This is a genomic window from Vibrio sonorensis (genome assembly GCF_001854765.1).
Lineage (GTDB): Bacteria > Pseudomonadota > Gammaproteobacteria > Enterobacterales > Vibrionaceae > Vibrio > Vibrio sonorensis.
The window spans coordinates 12,399-29,978 of record NZ_LJJE01000027.1; the positions used below are offsets into that span (position 1 = coordinate 12,399).

Annotated in this window: 11 protein-coding genes and 1 pseudogene; 5 read left to right on the plus strand and 7 right to left on the minus strand. The window is 45.7% G+C overall.

Annotated elements, in window-relative coordinates; translation table 11 throughout:
• Positions 1-50 precede the first annotated feature (50 nt).
• Entirely contained in the window at positions 51-1,121 is a 1,071-nt protein-coding gene (gene lptG / locus BLO31_RS04920) for an LPS export ABC transporter permease LptG (RefSeq protein WP_070963144.1), read from the minus strand.
• Between the two features lie 2 nt (positions 1,122-1,123).
• Positions 1,124-2,223 (minus strand): annotated as a pseudogene (gene lptF / locus BLO31_RS04925) (LPS export ABC transporter permease LptF).
• A 191-nt stretch (positions 2,224-2,414) separates the two neighbouring features.
• Here lptF and pepA point away from each other — a divergent pair.
• The 3 genes from pepA (at position 2,415) to BLO31_RS04940 (ending at position 7,399) form a co-directional block, all read left to right on the plus strand.
• On the plus strand, positions 2,415-3,923 hold the full coding sequence (gene pepA, locus BLO31_RS04930; protein ID WP_070963145.1) for a leucyl aminopeptidase: 1,509 nt from the start codon (positions 2,415-2,417) through the stop codon (positions 3,921-3,923).
• Between the two features lie 59 nt (positions 3,924-3,982).
• On the plus strand, positions 3,983-4,432 hold the full coding sequence (locus BLO31_RS04935) for a DNA polymerase III subunit chi (protein ID WP_070963146.1): 450 nt from the start codon (positions 3,983-3,985) through the stop codon (positions 4,430-4,432).
• A gap of 108 nt (positions 4,433-4,540) precedes the next feature.
• Positions 4,541-7,399 carry a valine--tRNA ligase gene (locus BLO31_RS04940; protein WP_070963147.1) on the plus strand — a complete coding sequence of 953 codons (2,859 nt, stop codon included), beginning with the start codon at positions 4,541-4,543 and terminating at the stop codon, positions 7,397-7,399.
• 40 nt (positions 7,400-7,439) lie between these two features.
• Here BLO31_RS04940 and BLO31_RS04945 read toward each other — a convergent pair whose 3' ends face one another.
• The 5 genes from BLO31_RS04945 to rapA form a co-directional block, all read right to left on the minus strand.
• A complete protein-coding gene (locus tag BLO31_RS04945) occupies positions 7,440-8,429 on the minus strand; it encodes a M48 family metallopeptidase (RefSeq protein ID WP_070963148.1) in 990 nt (329 codons plus the stop codon).
• The gene (locus tag BLO31_RS04950) at positions 8,429-9,619 is read right to left on the minus strand and encodes a YjgN family protein (RefSeq protein WP_070963149.1); all 1,191 of its coding nucleotides are present in this window, start codon (positions 9,617-9,619) and stop codon (positions 8,429-8,431) included. The genes BLO31_RS04945 and BLO31_RS04950 overlap by 1 nt, the downstream gene beginning before the upstream one ends.
• A 206-nt stretch (positions 9,620-9,825) precedes the next feature.
• Positions 9,826-10,788, minus strand: coding sequence for a D-2-hydroxyacid dehydrogenase (locus BLO31_RS04955; protein ID WP_070963150.1), 963 nt, complete (start codon positions 10,786-10,788; stop codon positions 9,826-9,828).
• 43 nt (positions 10,789-10,831) lie between these two features.
• A complete protein-coding gene (gene rluA / locus BLO31_RS04960) occupies positions 10,832-11,569 on the minus strand; it encodes a bifunctional tRNA pseudouridine(32) synthase/23S rRNA pseudouridine(746) synthase RluA (RefSeq protein WP_070963220.1) in 738 nt (245 codons plus the stop codon).
• A 43-nt stretch (positions 11,570-11,612) separates the two neighbouring features.
• Entirely contained in the window at positions 11,613-14,525 is a 2,913-nt protein-coding gene (gene rapA, locus BLO31_RS04965; protein ID WP_070963151.1) for an RNA polymerase-associated protein RapA, read from the minus strand.
• Positions 14,526-14,948: 423 nt separating this feature from the next.
• Here rapA and BLO31_RS04970 point away from each other — a divergent pair, with 423 nt between their 5' ends.
• Together BLO31_RS04970 and argF are read left to right on the plus strand one after the other, a co-directional pair.
• On the plus strand, positions 14,949-16,325 hold the full coding sequence (locus tag BLO31_RS04970; RefSeq protein ID WP_070963152.1) for a PhoH family protein: 1,377 nt from the start codon (positions 14,949-14,951) through the stop codon (positions 16,323-16,325).
• A gap of 125 nt (positions 16,326-16,450) precedes the next feature.
• A complete protein-coding gene (argF, locus tag BLO31_RS04975) occupies positions 16,451-17,455 on the plus strand; it encodes an ornithine carbamoyltransferase (RefSeq protein ID WP_070963153.1) in 1,005 nt (334 codons plus the stop codon).
• Positions 17,456-17,580: the final 125 nt, after the last annotated feature.

The following is a 17,580-nucleotide window of genomic DNA, read 5'->3' on the forward strand; positions in this document are numbered from 1 at the left end:
ATTTTGCTCTCATCAAAAAAAGCTGCCTTTCAAGGGGCAGCTTTTTTGTTTTATAGTTTTCGTCTTAATAACATCAAAGCGATTGAGAGGAACACCACGCTTGGTGCCAAAGCACCAAATACTGGCGGTATACCGTATACCAGACTCAACGGACCAAAGAACTCACTAGAGATATAGAAGGTAAACCCTGCTATCACCCCCGACAATATACGTGCGCCCATAGTCACACTACGCAGTGGGCCAAAGATAAAGGAGAGCGCCATTAACATCATCACAGCGATAGATACCGGCTGAGTCACCTTACGCCAAAATGCCAGTTCGTATCGCGAGGAGTCCTGTTCTGAAGCTTTCAAAAACTGAACGTATTCGTACAAGCCTCCAAGAGACAGTTCCTCAGGTTTAACCGTTACTATGGCTAACTTGTCGGGCTCTAAAGATGTGGTCCAGTGAAACTCATCCACTTGCTCTTTGCTCAACTCAATATTGTCACGCATATCTGTGATAGTAACGTCTTTCATCTGCCACTCGTTTTCACCCAGATAGTTAACCTCTTTGGCAAAAACCACGGTTTCTAATTTTTTCTCATCGTCAAAACGCCACATGTTCAAGCTATAAAGCATATCGTCATCGATTTTTCCGATAAAAATAAAATCGTTCGCATCACGAGCCCAAACACCGGCTCTCACCGACAATATCGCACCGCCAGAGGTGGCAAATGCTCGTAGATCGCGAGCTGCCTTTTGTGCTTGTGGCGCACCCCATTGACCCAAGAGGGTTACGATAATCATCAGTGGAACGGCGGTTTTTAGTACCGACAGACCGATATCTAACTTAGAAAAACCCGATGCCTGCATTACCACCAGCTCGGAACTCGAAGCCAGCATGCCAAGACCAATTAATGCACCGAGCAGCGCAGCCATAGGAAAAAACATTTCGATGTCACGGGGAACACTCAACAGTACAAACATCAAGGCTTGTAATAAGTCGTATGTGCCTTCACCCACTTTTCGGAGCTGCTCAACGTACTTAATAATTGCAGACAAACCAACAAACGTAGCAAGTACCAAAGAGGTGGTCGCTATAATGGTTTTGCCTATGTATAAATCCAGAATTTTAAACACGTTTAAGCAACCTTCTTACGCTTATATTTTTCTTTCAATCGTCTTACCGTCACACTGTCCGTCGAGTTAGCCATCAAAGCAACGAGTAACAGAGCGATATTGATTGGCCACATACCAATCACAGCTGGGATGGCTTGATCTTCCAAGCTGATTTGGTGGCACTGATCGCCAAGAAGTAAGCGAGATAAACCAAAATTGCTGGTCCCATTTTGGCGAAACGGCCTTGTCTAGGGTTAACGGCCGAAAGGGGAACAACAAGCATAGTGAGCAATGGTATACAGATAACTAATGAAATCCGCCATTGTAGCTCTGCCGTTGCTTTAGGATCGTTTTGCTGTAGCAGTGTTAACGTTGGGACGGCTTCCCAATCTCTTCCTTTACGGCGAACTTCGCGTTGACCGATTACGCCGTCGTACTCTTCAAACTCAGTGATCATATAATCAATACGCGACGGTATCCCTTCGTAACGAACACCGTTATACATAGTAATCACTTGACGGCCATCGCTGGTTTCTTTGACGTCACCCGAAGTCGCGTACATCACACTCGGCAAAATATTATCTCTAGGGCGCATCTGGGCGACAAACACATTGCTTAGTTGCTTGTCGTTAATATCGTCGATAAATACAACAGAAGATCCATCGGGCGTACCCTGGAATTGTCCCTTTTGCAGCAAGTCAACACGGTTTTCCGCGGCGACTTCCTCTGACAACTGCGCCAACTTGTCTTGGCTCCAAGGAGACAAAATAAAAGAGTTATATGCCGCTAACGCTCCGGTTATCACCGCCAAGTACAAGGCTGCACGAATCAAAAACTTGTTGCCGATACCCGTGGCGTTCATTACGGTGATTTCACTTTCTGCATAGAGACGGCCAAAAGTGAGAAGGATGCCGAGAAACAGACTAAGCGGCAGCATTAACAGTCCCATCGAAGGCATGCTTAAAGCGACATAGTGCATGACCAAGCCAGCGGGAATTTCACCATCGGACGCGTCCGCCAAAACACGTATCATTTTTTGACTGACAAACACTAAAAAGAGCACAAAAAAGATAGCTAATTGGCTCTTGAGTGTTTCGCGGATCAAATATCTAACAATAATCACGCTGAAATTACCTATACAAAACTTGTTTTTTTGGTCGAATCACTATAATTTCCCGTTGAACCCTTATTTATTTAAATTTTTAACTAACTGTTAGTCAGCTTATTTAAAAGCATTTTGGATAAAGAATCCAACTAGTAAGATGACATTATCTAACATTTAGTTCTATTTGTCTTCAGGATGTAGGAGTACGCATGGAGTTCAGTGTAAAAAGTGGTAGCCCTGAGAAACAACGCAGTGCATGTATTGTCGTTGGGGTGTTCGAACCACGCCGCCTTTCTCCGGTAGCAGAGCAACTTGATAAAATCAGCGATGGCTACATCAGTTCACTGCTTCGTCGTGGTGATCTGGAAGGTAAGCCAGGACAAATGCTATTGCTTCATCAAGTGCCAGGTGTTTTATCAGAACGAGTACTGTTAGTTGGTTGTGGTAAAGAGCGCGAACTTGGCGAACGTCAATACAAAGAGATCATTCAAAAAACCATCAACACTCTAAACGAAACAGGTTCGATGGAAGCGGTATGTTTCTTAACAGAGCTTCATGTAAAAGGTAGAGATACATACTGGAAAGTACGTCAAGCTGTTGAAGCCACCAAAGATGGTCTCTATACCTTCGATCAGTTTAAGAGCGTCAAGCCAGAAACTCGTCGCCCTCTTCGCAAGTTAGTATTTAACGTACCGACTCGTCGCGAGCTTAACCTTGGTGAAAAGGCCATTGCACACGGACTTGCTGTTGCTTCTGGTGTTCGCGCGAGTAAAGACTTAGGCAATATGCCGCCTAATATCGCCAACCCTGCTTACCTAGCTTCTCAAGCGCGTCGCCTAGCAGACGACTACGAGACGATCACCACTAAGATCATTGGTGAGCAAGAAATGGAAAAACTAGGTATGACATCTTACCTAGCTGTTGGCCGCGGTTCAAAGAACGAATCTATGATGTCAATCATGGAGTACAAGGGCAGCACAGATCCAGAAGCCAAGCCTATCGTTCTTATTGGTAAAGGCCTAACCTTTGACTCAGGTGGTATTTCAATTAAACCGAGCGAAGGCATGGATGAAATGAAGTACGACATGTGTGGCGCTGCTTCTGTCTTTGGTACAATGAAAGCACTTGCTAAGCTAAACCTACCGATTAATGTAACCGGTGTCTTAGCGGGTTGTGAAAACATGCCAGGCAGTAACGCTTACCGTCCAGGTGACATTCTCACCACTATGTCAGGTCAAACAGTTGAGGTGTTAAACACCGATGCGGAAGGCCGCCTAGTACTATGTGACGCCCTGACTTATGCGGAACGCTTTGAACCAGAGTGCGTTATCGACGTCGCAACACTAACAGGTGCCTGCGTCATGGCGCTTGGCCATCACATCAGTGCGGTGATTTCTAATCACAACCCACTTTCTCACGAGCTGGTTAACGCATCAGAGCAAGCCAGTGACCGAGCGTGGCGTATGCCAATGGCCGACGAGTACCACGAGCAACTTAAGAGCCCATTTGCCGATATGGCAAACATTGGTGGCCGACCAGCTGGTACTATTACTGCTGGCTGTTTCTTATCCAAATTTGCTAAGAAGTACCACTGGGCACACCTTGATATTGCAGGTACCGCTTGGAAGTCAGGGGCAGCAAAAGGCTCTACGGGACGACCAGTCTCAATGCTTGTCCAATTCCTGCTCAACCGCAGTGGCCAAGACGCAGAGGAATAAACCTCAACAGTTTAAAAGGGCCGTAAGGCCCTTTTTTAATGCCTTTACAGTGAGCAGAAATGAGCAACGCGACCTTTTATCTAATTCGCCCAGATTCCCCCGAGGCTACGCCGATAGGCTTTGACGACTATTTGCTTTTTCTGACACGTCACTTTGTAAAGCAAGGCGCTAAACTGTACTTACACTGCAGAGACAAAGCCCATGCCGAACGAGTTGCAGAACTGTTTTGGCAAGTAGATCCCAAGCAATACATGGCTCACAACCTAGTCGGTGAAGGCCCAAAATACGCGACTAACATCGAAATTGGCTATCAAGGTGTTAAACCCACTTGGAATCGACAAATCGCAATTAATTTGGCGGATAGTTCGACAACCTTTGCGAACAAGTTTACAGAGGTGGTAGACTTCGTCCCTTGTGAAGAAAAAGCAAAGCAACAGGCTCGAGAAAGGTATAAAATTTACCGTCAAGCTGGATACAATCTACAGACGATAGAAATTCAGCACGCCTAGCAAAATTTATACAGTCAATCCTTATACTTCAGCCCTCTGGTTTTTAGAGAGCTCACTTATAAAGATTGACTAAGATTTTAACCATCAACGTATCCATTTAAGAGCGCTATGGAAAAGACATACAACCCAACTTCAATTGAACAGGCTCTATACCAGACCTGGGAAGAAAAAGGCTACTTTAAGCCACACGGTGACACGACCAAAGATTCATACAGCATCATGATCCCGCCACCAAACGTCACTGGCAGCCTACATATGGGCCATGCGTTCCAAGACACCATTATGGATACGCTGATCCGTTGTGAAAGAATGAAGGGTAAAAATACCCTGTGGCAAGTCGGTACTGACCACGCTGGTATCGCTACTCAAATGGTCGTAGAGCGTAAAATTGCTGCTCAAGAAGGAAAAACCAAACACGATTACGGTCGTGAAGCCTTTATCGACAAAATTTGGGAATGGAAAGGCGAATCTGGTGGCACGATTACTAAACAGTTACGCCGTCTTGGTGCTTCCGTTGATTGGGATCGCGAACGCTTTACTATGGATGATGGCCTATCTAATGCTGTCCAAGAAGTCTTTGTACGCCTATATGAAGAAGATTTGATCTACCGTGGAAAGCGCCTAGTAAACTGGGATCCTAAACTTCACACCGCTATCTCCGATCTCGAAGTAGAGAACAAAGATACCAAAGGCAAAATGTGGCATTTCCGCTACCCACTGGCAGACGGAGTAAAAACCGCTGACGGTAAGGACCACATTGTCGTAGCTACCACGCGTCCTGAAACTATGTTGGGTGATACTGGTGTTGCAGTTAACCCTGAAGATCCTCGCTACAAAGATCTTATCGGCAAAGAGATAATCCTACCTGTTGTTGACCGCCGTATTCCAATCGTAGGCGATGAACACGCCGATATGGAAAAAGGCACTGGTTGTGTGAAGATCACACCCGCTCACGACTTCAACGATTACGAAGTTGGTAAGCGCCACCAGTTGCCAATGATCAACATCCTGACCTTCGATGCCAACATTCGCGATGCTGCAGAAGTGTTCAACACCAATGGCGAAGAGAGCGACGCGTACAGCACTCAACTTCCGGCGAAATACCACGGTATGGAACGCTTCGCTGCCCGTAAAGCAATCGTTGCCGAGTTCGACGAACTAGGCCTGCTTGATGAAGTAAAAGATCACGATCTGCAAGTTCCTTATGGTGACCGCGGTGGTGTAGTTATCGAACCACTGCTGACGGACCAGTGGTACGTTCGCACTGCTCCTCTTGCAAAGCCAGCGGTTGAAGCCGTTGAAAATGGCGATATCCAGTTCGTTCCTAAGCAATACGAAAACATGTATTTTGCTTGGATGCGAGACGTTCAAGACTGGTGTATCTCTCGTCAGCTATGGTGGGGCCACCGCATCCCGGCTTGGTATGACAACCAAGGAAAAGTCTATGTTGGTCGCGACGAAGAAGAAGTTCGTACCAAACACAACTTAGATCCTGTTGTCGTTCTTCGCCAAGATGACGATGTACTGGACACTTGGTTCTCTTCAGCGTTGTGGACCTTTGGCACTCAAGGCTGGCCAGAAGACACCGAAGCACTGAAAACTTTCCACCCTTCAGATGTACTTGTATCGGGCTTTGATATTATCTTCTTCTGGGTTGCGCGCATGATAATGATGACGCTGCACTTTGTAAAAGACGAAAATGGCAAACCGCAAGTACCATTCAAAACCGTTTATATGACTGGCCTTATCCGTGACGAAAACGGCGATAAGATGTCGAAGTCCAAAGGTAACGTCCTCGATCCTATCGATATGATAGATGGTATCGATCTCGAATCTCTAGTTGAGAAACGCACTGGCAATATGATGCAGCCTCAGCTAGCCAAAAAGATCGAGAAGAACACTCGTAAAACATTTGAAAACGGTATTGAAGCATACGGTACCGACGCTCTGCGTTTCACACTTGCAGCCATGGCCTCGACAGGTCGCGATATCAACTGGGATATGAAGCGACTAGAAGGTTACCGCAACTTCTGTAACAAGCTTTGGAATGCTAGCCGATATGTAATGATGAACACCGAAGAGCAAGATTGCGGCTTCAACGGTGGAGAGATCGAATATTCACTAGCGGATAAGTGGATCGAATCTCAGTTTGAACTGGCGGCGAAAGCATTTAATAACCATATCGACAACTACCGTTTAGATATGGCGTCTAACACGCTTTACGAGTTTATCTGGAACCAGTTCTGTGACTGGTACTTAGAGCTCACCAAGCCTGTTTTATGGAAAGGAACCGAAGCACAGCAACGCGGTACTCGTCGTACTCTGATTACCGTACTTGAGAAAACTCTGCGTCTGGCTCACCCAGTGATCCCTTACATCACTGAAACGATTTGGCAAAGCATCAAACCGTTGGTTGACGGTGTTGAAGGCGACACTATTATGTTGCAAGCCCTGCCTCAATTCGACGAAGCGAACTTCAACCAAGAAGCGTTGGACGACATCGAGTGGGTTAAAGCCTTTATCACAAGTATTCGCAACCTTCGTGCTGAGTACGATATCAACCCAGGCAAGCCACTAGAAGTGATGCTAAAAGCGGCCAGTGATAAGGACGTGGCACGTCTTGAAGCAAACAAGCAAGTACTGATGTCTCTCGCCAAGCTTGAATCTGTGCGCGTGCTTGCTGCTGATGAAGACACACCTGCATGTGCAACGTCACTGGTAGCTAAGTCTGAACTTATGATCCCTATGGCAGGTCTGATTGATAAAGATGCTGAGCTATCGCGTCTAGATGGCGAAATCCAAAAGACTCACGGCGAGATCAAACGCATTGAAGGCAAACTCGGCAACCAAGGGTTTGTAGCTAAAGCGCCAGAGGCTGTCGTTGCTAAAGAGCGCGAAAAGCTTGATGGGTATAAAGAAACACTGACAAAACTCGAAGAGCAGAAAGCAACAATTGCAGCCCTTTAAAAGAGATAAATAGTGTAAAGGCAGCCAGAAGGCTGCCTTTTTATTGCATGGCTTTAATTCTTTCTAGCATGTCGGGATGCGTACTTAACCACTCGGGAAGGTGATCGTCACCCTGTTGATTTAAAAGAGTAAACATTTTGACCATAGGCTCTGATGTACCGTAAATACGCTTCATCGCATCGACGGCAAACTCATCCGCTTCACGCTCGGCATCCCTTGACCTGCTAGAATTAAGTAAAAAGACACCACCACCGACCAAGCTATCCAGCGCGCCCGTCGCTTCGCCCGTTAAAACGGCGACACCCATCGCGATCAGACTCGACTCTACGATACTGTGCATAACGTGCTGATGATACACATGCCCAATCTCATGGTAGATAACACTATCAAGTTGAGCGGGTGTTTTTGCAAGTTTCACTAAACCATCGAGCAGAACGACTTTACCACCAGGCATGGCAAAAGCATTGGCATAGTTATCAAGTGAACGAAACTCAATCACAATGTTAAACGGCAAGTTGGGAAGCTCACCTAGCGTTTTTTCAATGCGCTTTCGAATAGCCGTTTGCTGCTCTAGAGACAGTTGACTCGGCTCGAACTGTGAATCCAAGCTATCTAAAACTTGTTCTCCAAAATAGACCTGTGCTTGATTTGGTATACGTTCAACAATAAGGTCAGAAACCAAAGGAACACCATACTTATACGACGAGAAAAGCAAGACTATCGTCAAGAATAGACAAGACAAAATCGCGATGGCATTCCCTTCAAGCTTTGCTATCCAGCTAACCGGTTTGTTGCGCTGTAGTAGGAGTTGTAAATCTCGCTTCTGCTCGGTAGCAAACACACGCCCATCAGGAAAACGTATTCGCATAGGCAAGTTTCCTAGCTGCTCACTTATTTCTACCTGTTTTAGAGAGTACTCATTTACGTCGTGTTTAGTACTTAGCAAAAAGTGCCCACTGCTAGATACCACCAGTGAAGCAGTTTCTTTTTGTGAGCTTTCGGCTGAATAGACAACCCCTTCAACTGACATTAGTTGATACCTATCCCTACATCAAACGCTTGCGCTACTTCGTCACCGATGGCTGATTTCACACCTTGCGCTTGCTTTTGAGTAATGAAATTCTCAACGTCTCCCAGAACAAAAGTGTGCTTAGCGACGTAACGCGCTGTTCGCACTTTTACCCAAGGTCTAGCCAAGCCAATAGAAAACAGCTGTGCCAAAAGGTTGGTAATGATAAGCGCAGCATAGCCTAGCGCAGACAACGTAGAGCGGAAATGAAGAGGAGTCTCACCATTTTCCAATTGCGCTTGGGAAAATACATAGTTTCTCGTTTGCGACACTATATATGACGTGACTACTAAGGTGACTGACAAGACAACAAAATAGACGGCAAAAACAACCGCAACGCTACCGATGCTAAACAGTAAAGAGTCAAAATCTAAGCTATCCAGAGCAATACTGCCGCTAAAGACTAGCAAGCCACCCACAATAGCCAGTGCGAGCAAACTCACTATCCCCAAAACTGCTGAAATTAGGTAGATTTGGAAAAACTTGCCTAACTTTAACGTTGCGGAGACCTTATTCTCTCCAAACTGATAGCCGTTAATAAAGTACTGCCATGCCCCGTGAATAATCCAAACCTGCCCAATAAAACCAATGATAACCGCGCCAATAACAACCGTAACGTTAAAAGCAGCTCCAGAACTTCCTGACTGAAGGGCAAACACCCACCAAACAATAAGCCCTATCACAAGGGCAAAAACGATAATCCCTCTTCCCAACAATGTCTTATACGCATCTATCAAGCGCCCTTGAAAAGAGAAGCGAACGTTGCGGTAACTCGTCATCGCGGCATCAAAACGCGCATTGGCCCATAACAGCCATGGCAATGCCAAATAAAACGCTAATACAACCACTCCGCCAATAGCGGGATCGAGAAATTCGGTCGCTATCACCCATAAAATAACAACTAAAGCAGCAACAATTCTGCCTTTCAAAATTTGCATAGGTTTGGCGTGATAGTCGAAACGGTCTCCACTTAGTTCGGTGTTTCCATAAAAGTAGCGGTTAGTACGTACCTTTGCCCATGCTGAATAGATACCTAATGTCACAATTGACAAGAGAATGTTCACTATCCAGATAGAGAAAAACTCTCCAGATTTTCCGTGAAAATGTATTGGGTTTTCCTGATCCCCATTAATCTGTATTGGCTCTTCCATAATCTACTTACTCTGATGTTAAAAAAAACAATATGCAAAACATTGCAAATTAACATTATCAAGATAACATTAAAAATTAGTTATTAAAATCAATTATCTAGAGTCACTTCACGACAAACTCCGACATTGATAAAAACTTCAATATCGAGAGATTAACAAAGCAAATCACAGATTGTTTTAGTGCTACTAAAACGCAAATAAGACAATCAAACCAGTCGGTTGCGTTCCTTTCCGGATAAATAGGCATCGATATTGTCGATTAGGATTTGGCACAAACCGCTTATTGATGAATCGCTACCCCAAGCCACATGCGGTGTTAACAGCAAATTTGGTAAGTGCATATTAGCTATCAAGGGATTCGATTTATCGGCGGGCTCTTGAGTAAATACATCCACACCAGCGCCAGATATCTGTCCACTGCTTAGCGCTTCTACTAAAGCGTACTCGTCAACAAGCCCACCACGCCCGGTATTGATAAGTATGCTCGTCGGTTTCATCGCCTCAAATTCTTGAGTTGAAATCAAATTGAGCGTCTCTTGCGACAAAGGACAATGTAGAGAAATGACATCAGAGTCTCGAACAACCTGTTCAAAGGGAATGTAGCCATCTCGACAATCTAAGGCTCCTTTTCGCTCCGCAAACACTACCTTCATTCCTACTGACTGAGCGAGTTTTGCTACTGACTGACCTAACGCTCCACTGCCAATAATCCCCAAAGTAGCGCCTGCAACATCATTGATGGGATGGGTAAAAAAGCAGAACTGGTTATTGCGTTGCCATTCGCCATTGGCAATGTCTTGATGGTAGCCATACAGATTTCTGCGCAAGGCATACATCATGCCTATCACGTGCTCGGGAACCGACTGCGTTGCATAACCTTGGACATTGGCCACTGCGATTTGGTTTTGCGTGCAATATTCGATATCAACGTTGTTAAAGCCCGTGGCAGCGACCGCAATAAGTTTAAGATTTGGCAGTGCTGCCAATACGTCTGCATCTAACACAACTTTGTTGGTAATCGCGATAGTGGCATCTGTTAGCCTTTCCGTAACCTGATCTGGTCGGGTGAGATCGTGTTCTGTCCATGTGTGCTCATTTTGCGGGCGAGGAATATCTATATGGCCTGGGATAGTGGCTCTGTCGAGAAAAACGATATGGGGCAGTGACATGGTATCTCTCCTTTCTACCGCCCCGAATAGAAATGCGTTTGATTTAAGGTTGGGGCAGAGACTTATAATCCGGCAAAAGGCGCTCCGGGTCAAAGTGGTCAAAGATCATGGCGCTCGTTTCAGAATAGAAGTTGCAAGGGACAAAAAGACTAGTCAGTATCTCTGTATCTGGGTGGTAAAAACTGAGCTCACTGGCATGCAATTCCAATCGGGAAGAGTATTGAAAAGCCTCGCCTTCGGAATAGAACTCGTCACCCACAATAGGATGCCCCAATGCCTGCATATGAACCCTGAGTTGATGCGAGCGCCCAGTGATAGGCAATAAGCGAACTAAGGTCGTTTTTTCGTCTCTTTCTACTACCTGAAAGTCTGTTTTGGCAGGCTTACCACTCTCAAAGCACACTTTTTGCCTAGGTCTGTTTGGCCAATCACATATCAAAGGTAAGTCGACGGTTCCCTCTTCGGCAGACACGGGCCCCCAGACCCTAGCGTAGTAGACTTTGTGGGTGAGCCGGTATTGGAACTGCTTTTTCAATGAGCGTTCAGCACTCTTAGTTTTGGCCAACAACATCAAGCCAGACGTTGACATATCAAGGCGGTGAACCACTTGAATATCTGGATAAATTTCAACTAACCGGCTCCACATACTGTCATAGTGTTCTTCTAATCGACCAGGAACAGAAAGTAAGCCTGCGGGTTTGTTTACCGCCAATATGTGTTCGTCTTCAAAAACAATATCCACCCAAGGTTCTGTCGGGGGATGGTATTGGTGCATTGCCATTTGACTACCTGAAAAGAAAAAGGGCTGTTGCCAGCCCATATCATTAGTTATGAGAAACCACGATCATTCGCAATGAATCTAGCTGATATTGAGCCTGACCAATGTAACCCGTCAGCTCTTTTATTTGCTCATCTATCATTTCAATTTCTTCTTCGCGGATATTCGGGTTGACCGCTTTCAACGCTTGTAGTCTTTCCAACTCTGCATTTAGGCTACTTTGCATGTCCCTCTGGGCCTGCTCACGTACACTTTCCACCTTGCTGACCACTAGCTTTTCACCTGCGGCTATCAACTGATGTACTTGACCCTGTACCGAAGAAACCAGCTTAGTCGCAATATGTCGGCCGACGGGACTCAATTGGCGGTTAAAGCTTTCAAACTCAACTTGCTCCGAAAGGTCATTACCATTTCCATCCATCATCAGACGAATCGGGGTTTGAGGTAAAAATCGAGCAATGCCACTGCGCTTAGGAGCTTGTGCGTCTACTTTGTAGATAAGTTCTAACAGCATGGTTCCTACGGGGAGCGCTTTATTTTTTAGCAAAGAAACCGCCGTCGTCCCCACTCCCTCGCTCATTAGCAAATCGATGCCCCCTTGAATCATAGGGTGCTCCCAGCTAATAAAATGCATATCTTCTCTAGATAGGGCTGTGTCTCGGTCAAAAGTAATGGTCGCACCTTCATAGGGCAATCCAGGATAACTCGGCACCATCATGTGCTCAGAAGGCGTCACGACCAAAGCATTTTCGCCTTTGTCATCCTGATTAAGACCTATGGTATCAAAGAGGTTAAGCGCGAAGGTGACTAGGTTTGTATCCCCATCCGTACTGGCAATTGTTTCTACTATTTTTTGCGCTCGTTCACCGCCGTTTGAATGCATTTCTAACAAGCGATCTCGACCTTGTTCCAAGTCTGCTTTTAGCGACAGATTCAATTTTTCTGACTCTGCGATCATTTCATCTAGCCCGTCGTTCTCCCCACTGGCGAGCATCTCGACCAAAGCTTGTGAATGCTGGTCATAAACAGTTCGACCTGTTGGACAAGTCTCGGCGAAGGCGTTTAGGCCTTCGTGGTACCAACGAGCAAGCGTCGCTTGCGCACTACCTTGAAGATAAGGAACGTAAATATCGATATCTCGGCTCTGACCGATTCTGTCGAGACGACCGATGCGTTGTTCAAGCAAGTCTGGGTTAAACGGTAAGTCAAACATGACTAGCTGATTCGCAAACTGGAAGTTGCGCCCTTCTGAGCCAATCTCACTACAGATAAGAACCTGAGCGCCACCTTCTTCTTGAGCAAAATAAGCCGCCGCTTTATCGCGCTCAAGAATCGACATTCCCTCGTGGAAAACCGTCGCACGAATGCCTTCTCGCTCGCGCAAAGCTTGCTCTAGCTGAAGTGCAGTTCCCGCGCGCGATGCGATCACTAAGACCTTTTCACTGCGCTTTTCTTTGACTTTTTCGATTAGCCAATTGACGCGGCTGTCAAACTGCCACCAGCTTGAACTATCGCCTTCAAACTCTTGGAAAACTTCTTCTGGATATAGGTTTTTTAATGCCTTCTCTTCCAAGGAGGTGGACTGTCCGCCTATCATGCCCGCAACACGCATGGAAGTACTGTACTGAGATGGGATCTCCAATGGCAACAAATGTACGTTGCGAACAGGGAAGCCTTTTACCGCAGCACGAGTGTTTCTAAACAAGACTCGCCCCGTACCGTGTCGGTCCATTAGGTTATCGATCAACTCTTGTCTGGCAGAGGCTTTCGATTGATCGTCAATATCGCTTTCAATAATGCGGAATAAGGGTTCAACATCTTGCTCTGACAGCAGCTCTGTAATTTGATTTTTTGCGTCATTAGGAAGCTTTTTCCCAGAAAACAGTGCGCTAACCGCATCAGCAACAGGCGCATATTGCGCTTCTTCTTCGACAAAAGTTTGGTAGTCAAAAAATCGATCTGAATCGAGTAGTCTCAAGCGGGCAAAGTGACTTTCTCGACCTAACTGCTCTGGGGTTGCGGTAAGTAGAAGTACACCAGGCGTGGCTTGAGCAAGACCTTCTATGACTTGGTACTCTCTACTCGGTTTTTCTGGACTCCATTCCAAGTGGTGAGCTTCATCGACCACTAATAGGTCCCACTGGGAATCCAGTGCCTGCTCAAAACGCTGGCGGCTTTTTCGCAAGAAGTCGAGGGAGCAAAGCACGTATTGCTGCGTATCAAATGGATTATCTGATTCGGCATAAGCTTCGATACAACGCTCTTCGTCAAAGATAGAAAAATGCAGATTAAAGCGGCGCATCATTTCTACTAACCATTGATGCTGAAGTGTCTCTGGTACGACGATAAGGATTCTTTCTGCTCGTCCTGCCAAAACCTGCTGATGGATGATCATGCCAGCTTCAATGGTCTTACCCAAACCGACTTCATCGGCGAGTAAAACTCGAGGCGCATGGCGTCGTCCCACTTCATGAGCTACGTATAGCTGATGTGGAATAAGCCCTGCTCGCATGCCACATAATCCGCGCATCGGGCTTTTGTGTTGTTCATATTGATTACTCAACGCGCGGTAACGCAGCACAAAATTGTCCATGCGATCAATTTGTCCCGCAAACAACTTGTCTTGAGGCTTATTAAAACGAATTTGATTGCTGAGCATTATCTCTCGTACCACGACTTCTTGCTCACCAGTATCCTCTCTCGTTCCTACATAAGAGAATAAGCTATCTTGTTCAACGACTTGCTCTACTTTTAGCGACCACCCCTGTTGACATTCGATGGTATCTCCTTGATGGAACACCACTCGCGTAACGGGGGCGTCATTTCGGGCATAGACGCGATTTTCTTCACTAGCGGCAAACATAAGTGTGACTGTCCGTGCATCTATTGCCACTACCGTTCCCAAACCTAAATCGCTTTCTGTATCGCTTATCCAGCGCTGGCCCAAAGCAAATGTCATGAATCGACTACCTCAACAATGTAATTCAATGTCTATTTATATTAGTTCTTCCACAGCTAGAAAACAGAAAACTCACCATAGAAACAGGAAGCGCTCTAACTGTAAAAAAGGCCGACAATTCTACTTTAAGCTGTGATTTTGGTCACGCACAAAGACCTCAAAAGAGAACAAATATTTCGTCGTCTTCTGGCTGACATCAAAGTGTAAGAAAAAGGTGTCACACCTATAGAGGTATGATCATATACTGAAATTGAAGGTGTATTCTCTGCGTCAAGATCCCGTTGGCACAAGAGATGCATCGTCAGTAAGAAGATCAAACCGGGTTTGCGAATGTAGTCAACCCAGCGATCTCCGAGAGATGTAGCAGGCTACATTCAGCAAGCAACGACAGCTAAGCAGCCGCGTTGCGGCGAGGAGACGCTCATGGGTGATTCAGATCGGAAACTCTTTGTTCTAGATACCAACATTCTTCTTCACGAACCTCTAGCCATCTACTCTTTTCAAGAACACGATGTTGTCATACCTATGACAGTACTCGAAGAACTCGACAGGATTAAAGACAGCAAAAGAGACGTTGCTCGGGATGCACGCGTAGCCATTCGAGCATTGGAAGCACTCTTTAAAGATGCCACACCTGACGAGATCACCGAAGGCATCCCCATGAATAGGGAGAGTGAAGTTACCGGACATATTTCCATTCTCGCTGACTTTGAGCTGCAAGAAACCGTCAAGGCCTTCGCCGATAAAGCGGGGGACAACCGAATACTCAACGCGGTCTTGTACCTACAGAATAAACGCGCTCCACGAGAAGTGGTATTGATCACCAAAGATATCAATATGCGTCTGAGAGCCAAGGGCGCAGGTGTCAGGTTCGTTGAAGATTATCGCACCGACCAACTGATTGACGATGTCCAATACCTCACCAAAGGGTTCCAACAAATTGAAGGGGACTTCTGGAGTAATATTGACCAAGTTGAAACAGAAAATCGCTTGGGTAGAGTTTTTCACACCCTTGATAGAGAGCCTTTTGAACCCACTTATATCAATCAATATATCATTGATGAAAAAAGTGACTTTGCCGCAAGAGTCGAGGAGATCAATTCAGATACGATCACCATACGAGATTTGAGCAGGGAGCGTCTGACCAGTCGCAAGGTTTGGGATATCACCCCAAAAAACATCTATCAGGGAATGGCGATGGATGCACTGCTCGATCCTGATATTGATCTCGTTATTTTAACGGGGGCGGCCGGTAGTGGTAAAACACTGCTTGCACTGGCTTCGGCTTTAGAGCAAACCATTGAAAAAGGCATTTTCGACAAGATCATTGTCACCAGAAATACACCGGATATCGGTGAAGCCATTGGTTTCCTTCCCGGAACGGAAGAAGAGAAGATGATGCCTTGGTTAGCGGCAGTCACCGATACACTAGAGGCTTTGCACAAAAACGACCATTGTACTGAGGGCTCGCTTAAATACATCTGCGACAAGGCTAATATCCAGTTTAAATCGATTAACTTTATGCGTGGCCGTTCGATTCAAAATGCATTTGTACTGCTCGACGAATGCCAAAATTTAACCGCTTCCCAAATCAAAACCATTATCACACGTTGTGGAGAGGGCACTAAAATTGTCTGCTCGGGCAATCTCGCCCAAATCGACTCCCACTATCTAACCCCTGTAACCTCGGGCCTGACCTACATGGTAGAGCGATTTAAAAACTTTGAAGGAAGCGCCAACATACACCTCAATGGCGTGGTCAGAAGTCGACTCGCCGAATTTGCCGAAGAGAATTTATAATCACAAATGGCGAGATAAAATTCACATATCGCCTATTTTTAAAAATAATTATTCACAAAGGGTAGTTTTTTATGTTTTACTGAATCCATAGTAAAACTTATCGTTGTCTAACAAGGGTTCGGAACATGGCTTTCAATTTGCGCAATCGCAACTTTCTCAAATTACTTGATTTCAATGCCAAGGAAATTGAGTTTCTATTAGCACTCTCTGCTGATCTTAAAAAAGCAAAATATGCAGGAACAGAACAAAAAAGATTGATCGGAAAAAACATCGCATTGATCTTTGAAAAGTCTTCCACTAGAACCCGATGTGCTTTCGAGGTAGCAGCCTTTGACCAAGGTGCTCAGGTGTCTTATATCGGTCCTTCCGGTTCTCAGATTGGGCACAAAGAGTCGATGAAAGACACGGCTCGCGTATTGGGCCGTATGTATGATGGAATTGAGTATCGAGGCTTTGGGCAAGAGGTCGTCGAAGAACTGGGCGCTCATGCTAATGTCCCAGTCTGGAACGGGTTAACTGACGAGTTTCATCCGACACAGATTTTAGCTGACTTTTTGACCATGATTGAACACGGCAAGGGTAAGCAGCTTCACGAAATCAAATTTGCTTACCTCGGTGACGCTAGAAATAACATGGGTAACTCGCTGATGGTCGGTGCTGCCATTATGGGTTTAGATATTAGACTTGTTGGTCCTAGCGATTACTGGCCAAACCAAGAGCTGGTCGAAACCTGTCAAGCACTTGCCGCTGAGTCTGGCGGTAAGATTACCTTGACAGAAAATGTCTCAGAGGGTGTGCAAAATTGTGATTATCTTTACACGGACGTTTGGGTTTCCATGGGTGAAGCACCAGAGGCTTGGGATGATCGCGTCGCCATTATGAAGCCATACCAAGTAAATATGGACGTGATTAAACAGACAAACAATCCGCAAGTGAAGTTTATGCACTGTTTGCCCGCCTTCCATAATGAAGAAACTACCATTGGCGCGGAAGTTGCCGAGAAATATGGTATGCAGGGTTTGGAAGTGACTGAAGAAGTGTTCGAATCTCCCCATTCGATCGTCTTTGATCAAGCTGAGAATCGGATGCATACCATCAAGGCTGTGATGGTTGCCACTTTGGGTCATTAATCTCGACACAATTAGACAATTAAAAGCGCGAGGTAATCGCTTGCGCTCACAACTCTTCGGCGTATAATGCTCGACAATTTGTCCGGAGATAGTAATAAATGCCTTGTAAACTGTGCCTCAATCTG

What these genes read in the sequence shown, in the direction of transcription:
- pepA (WP_070963145.1), top strand. Translation starts at nt 2,415, where the DNA reads ATGGAGTTCAGTGTAAAAAGTGGTAGCCCTGAGAAACAACGCAGTGCA.
- BLO31_RS04940 (WP_070963147.1), top strand. Translation starts at nt 4,541, where the DNA reads ATGGAAAAGACATACAACCCAACTTCAATTGAACAGGCTCTATACCAG.
- BLO31_RS04950 (WP_070963149.1), bottom strand. Translation starts at nt 9,619, where the DNA reads ATGGAAGAGCCAATACAGATTAATGGGGATCAGGAAAACCCAATACAT.
- BLO31_RS04970 (WP_070963152.1), top strand. Translation starts at nt 14,949, where the DNA reads ATGGGTGATTCAGATCGGAAACTCTTTGTTCTAGATACCAACATTCTT.
- BLO31_RS04955 (WP_070963150.1), bottom strand. Translation starts at nt 10,788, where the DNA reads ATGTCACTGCCCCATATCGTTTTTCTCGACAGAGCCACTATCCCAGGC.
- rluA (WP_070963220.1), bottom strand. Translation starts at nt 11,569, where the DNA reads ATGGCAATGCACCAATACCATCCCCCGACAGAACCTTGGGTGGATATT.
- BLO31_RS04935 (WP_070963146.1), top strand. Translation starts at nt 3,983, where the DNA reads ATGAGCAACGCGACCTTTTATCTAATTCGCCCAGATTCCCCCGAGGCT.
- BLO31_RS04945 (WP_070963148.1), bottom strand. Translation starts at nt 8,429, where the DNA reads ATGTCAGTTGAAGGGGTTGTCTATTCAGCCGAAAGCTCACAAAAAGAA.
- rapA (WP_070963151.1), bottom strand. Translation starts at nt 14,525, where the DNA reads ATGACATTTGCTTTGGGCCAGCGCTGGATAAGCGATACAGAAAGCGAT.
- argF (WP_070963153.1), top strand. Translation starts at nt 16,451, where the DNA reads ATGGCTTTCAATTTGCGCAATCGCAACTTTCTCAAATTACTTGATTTC.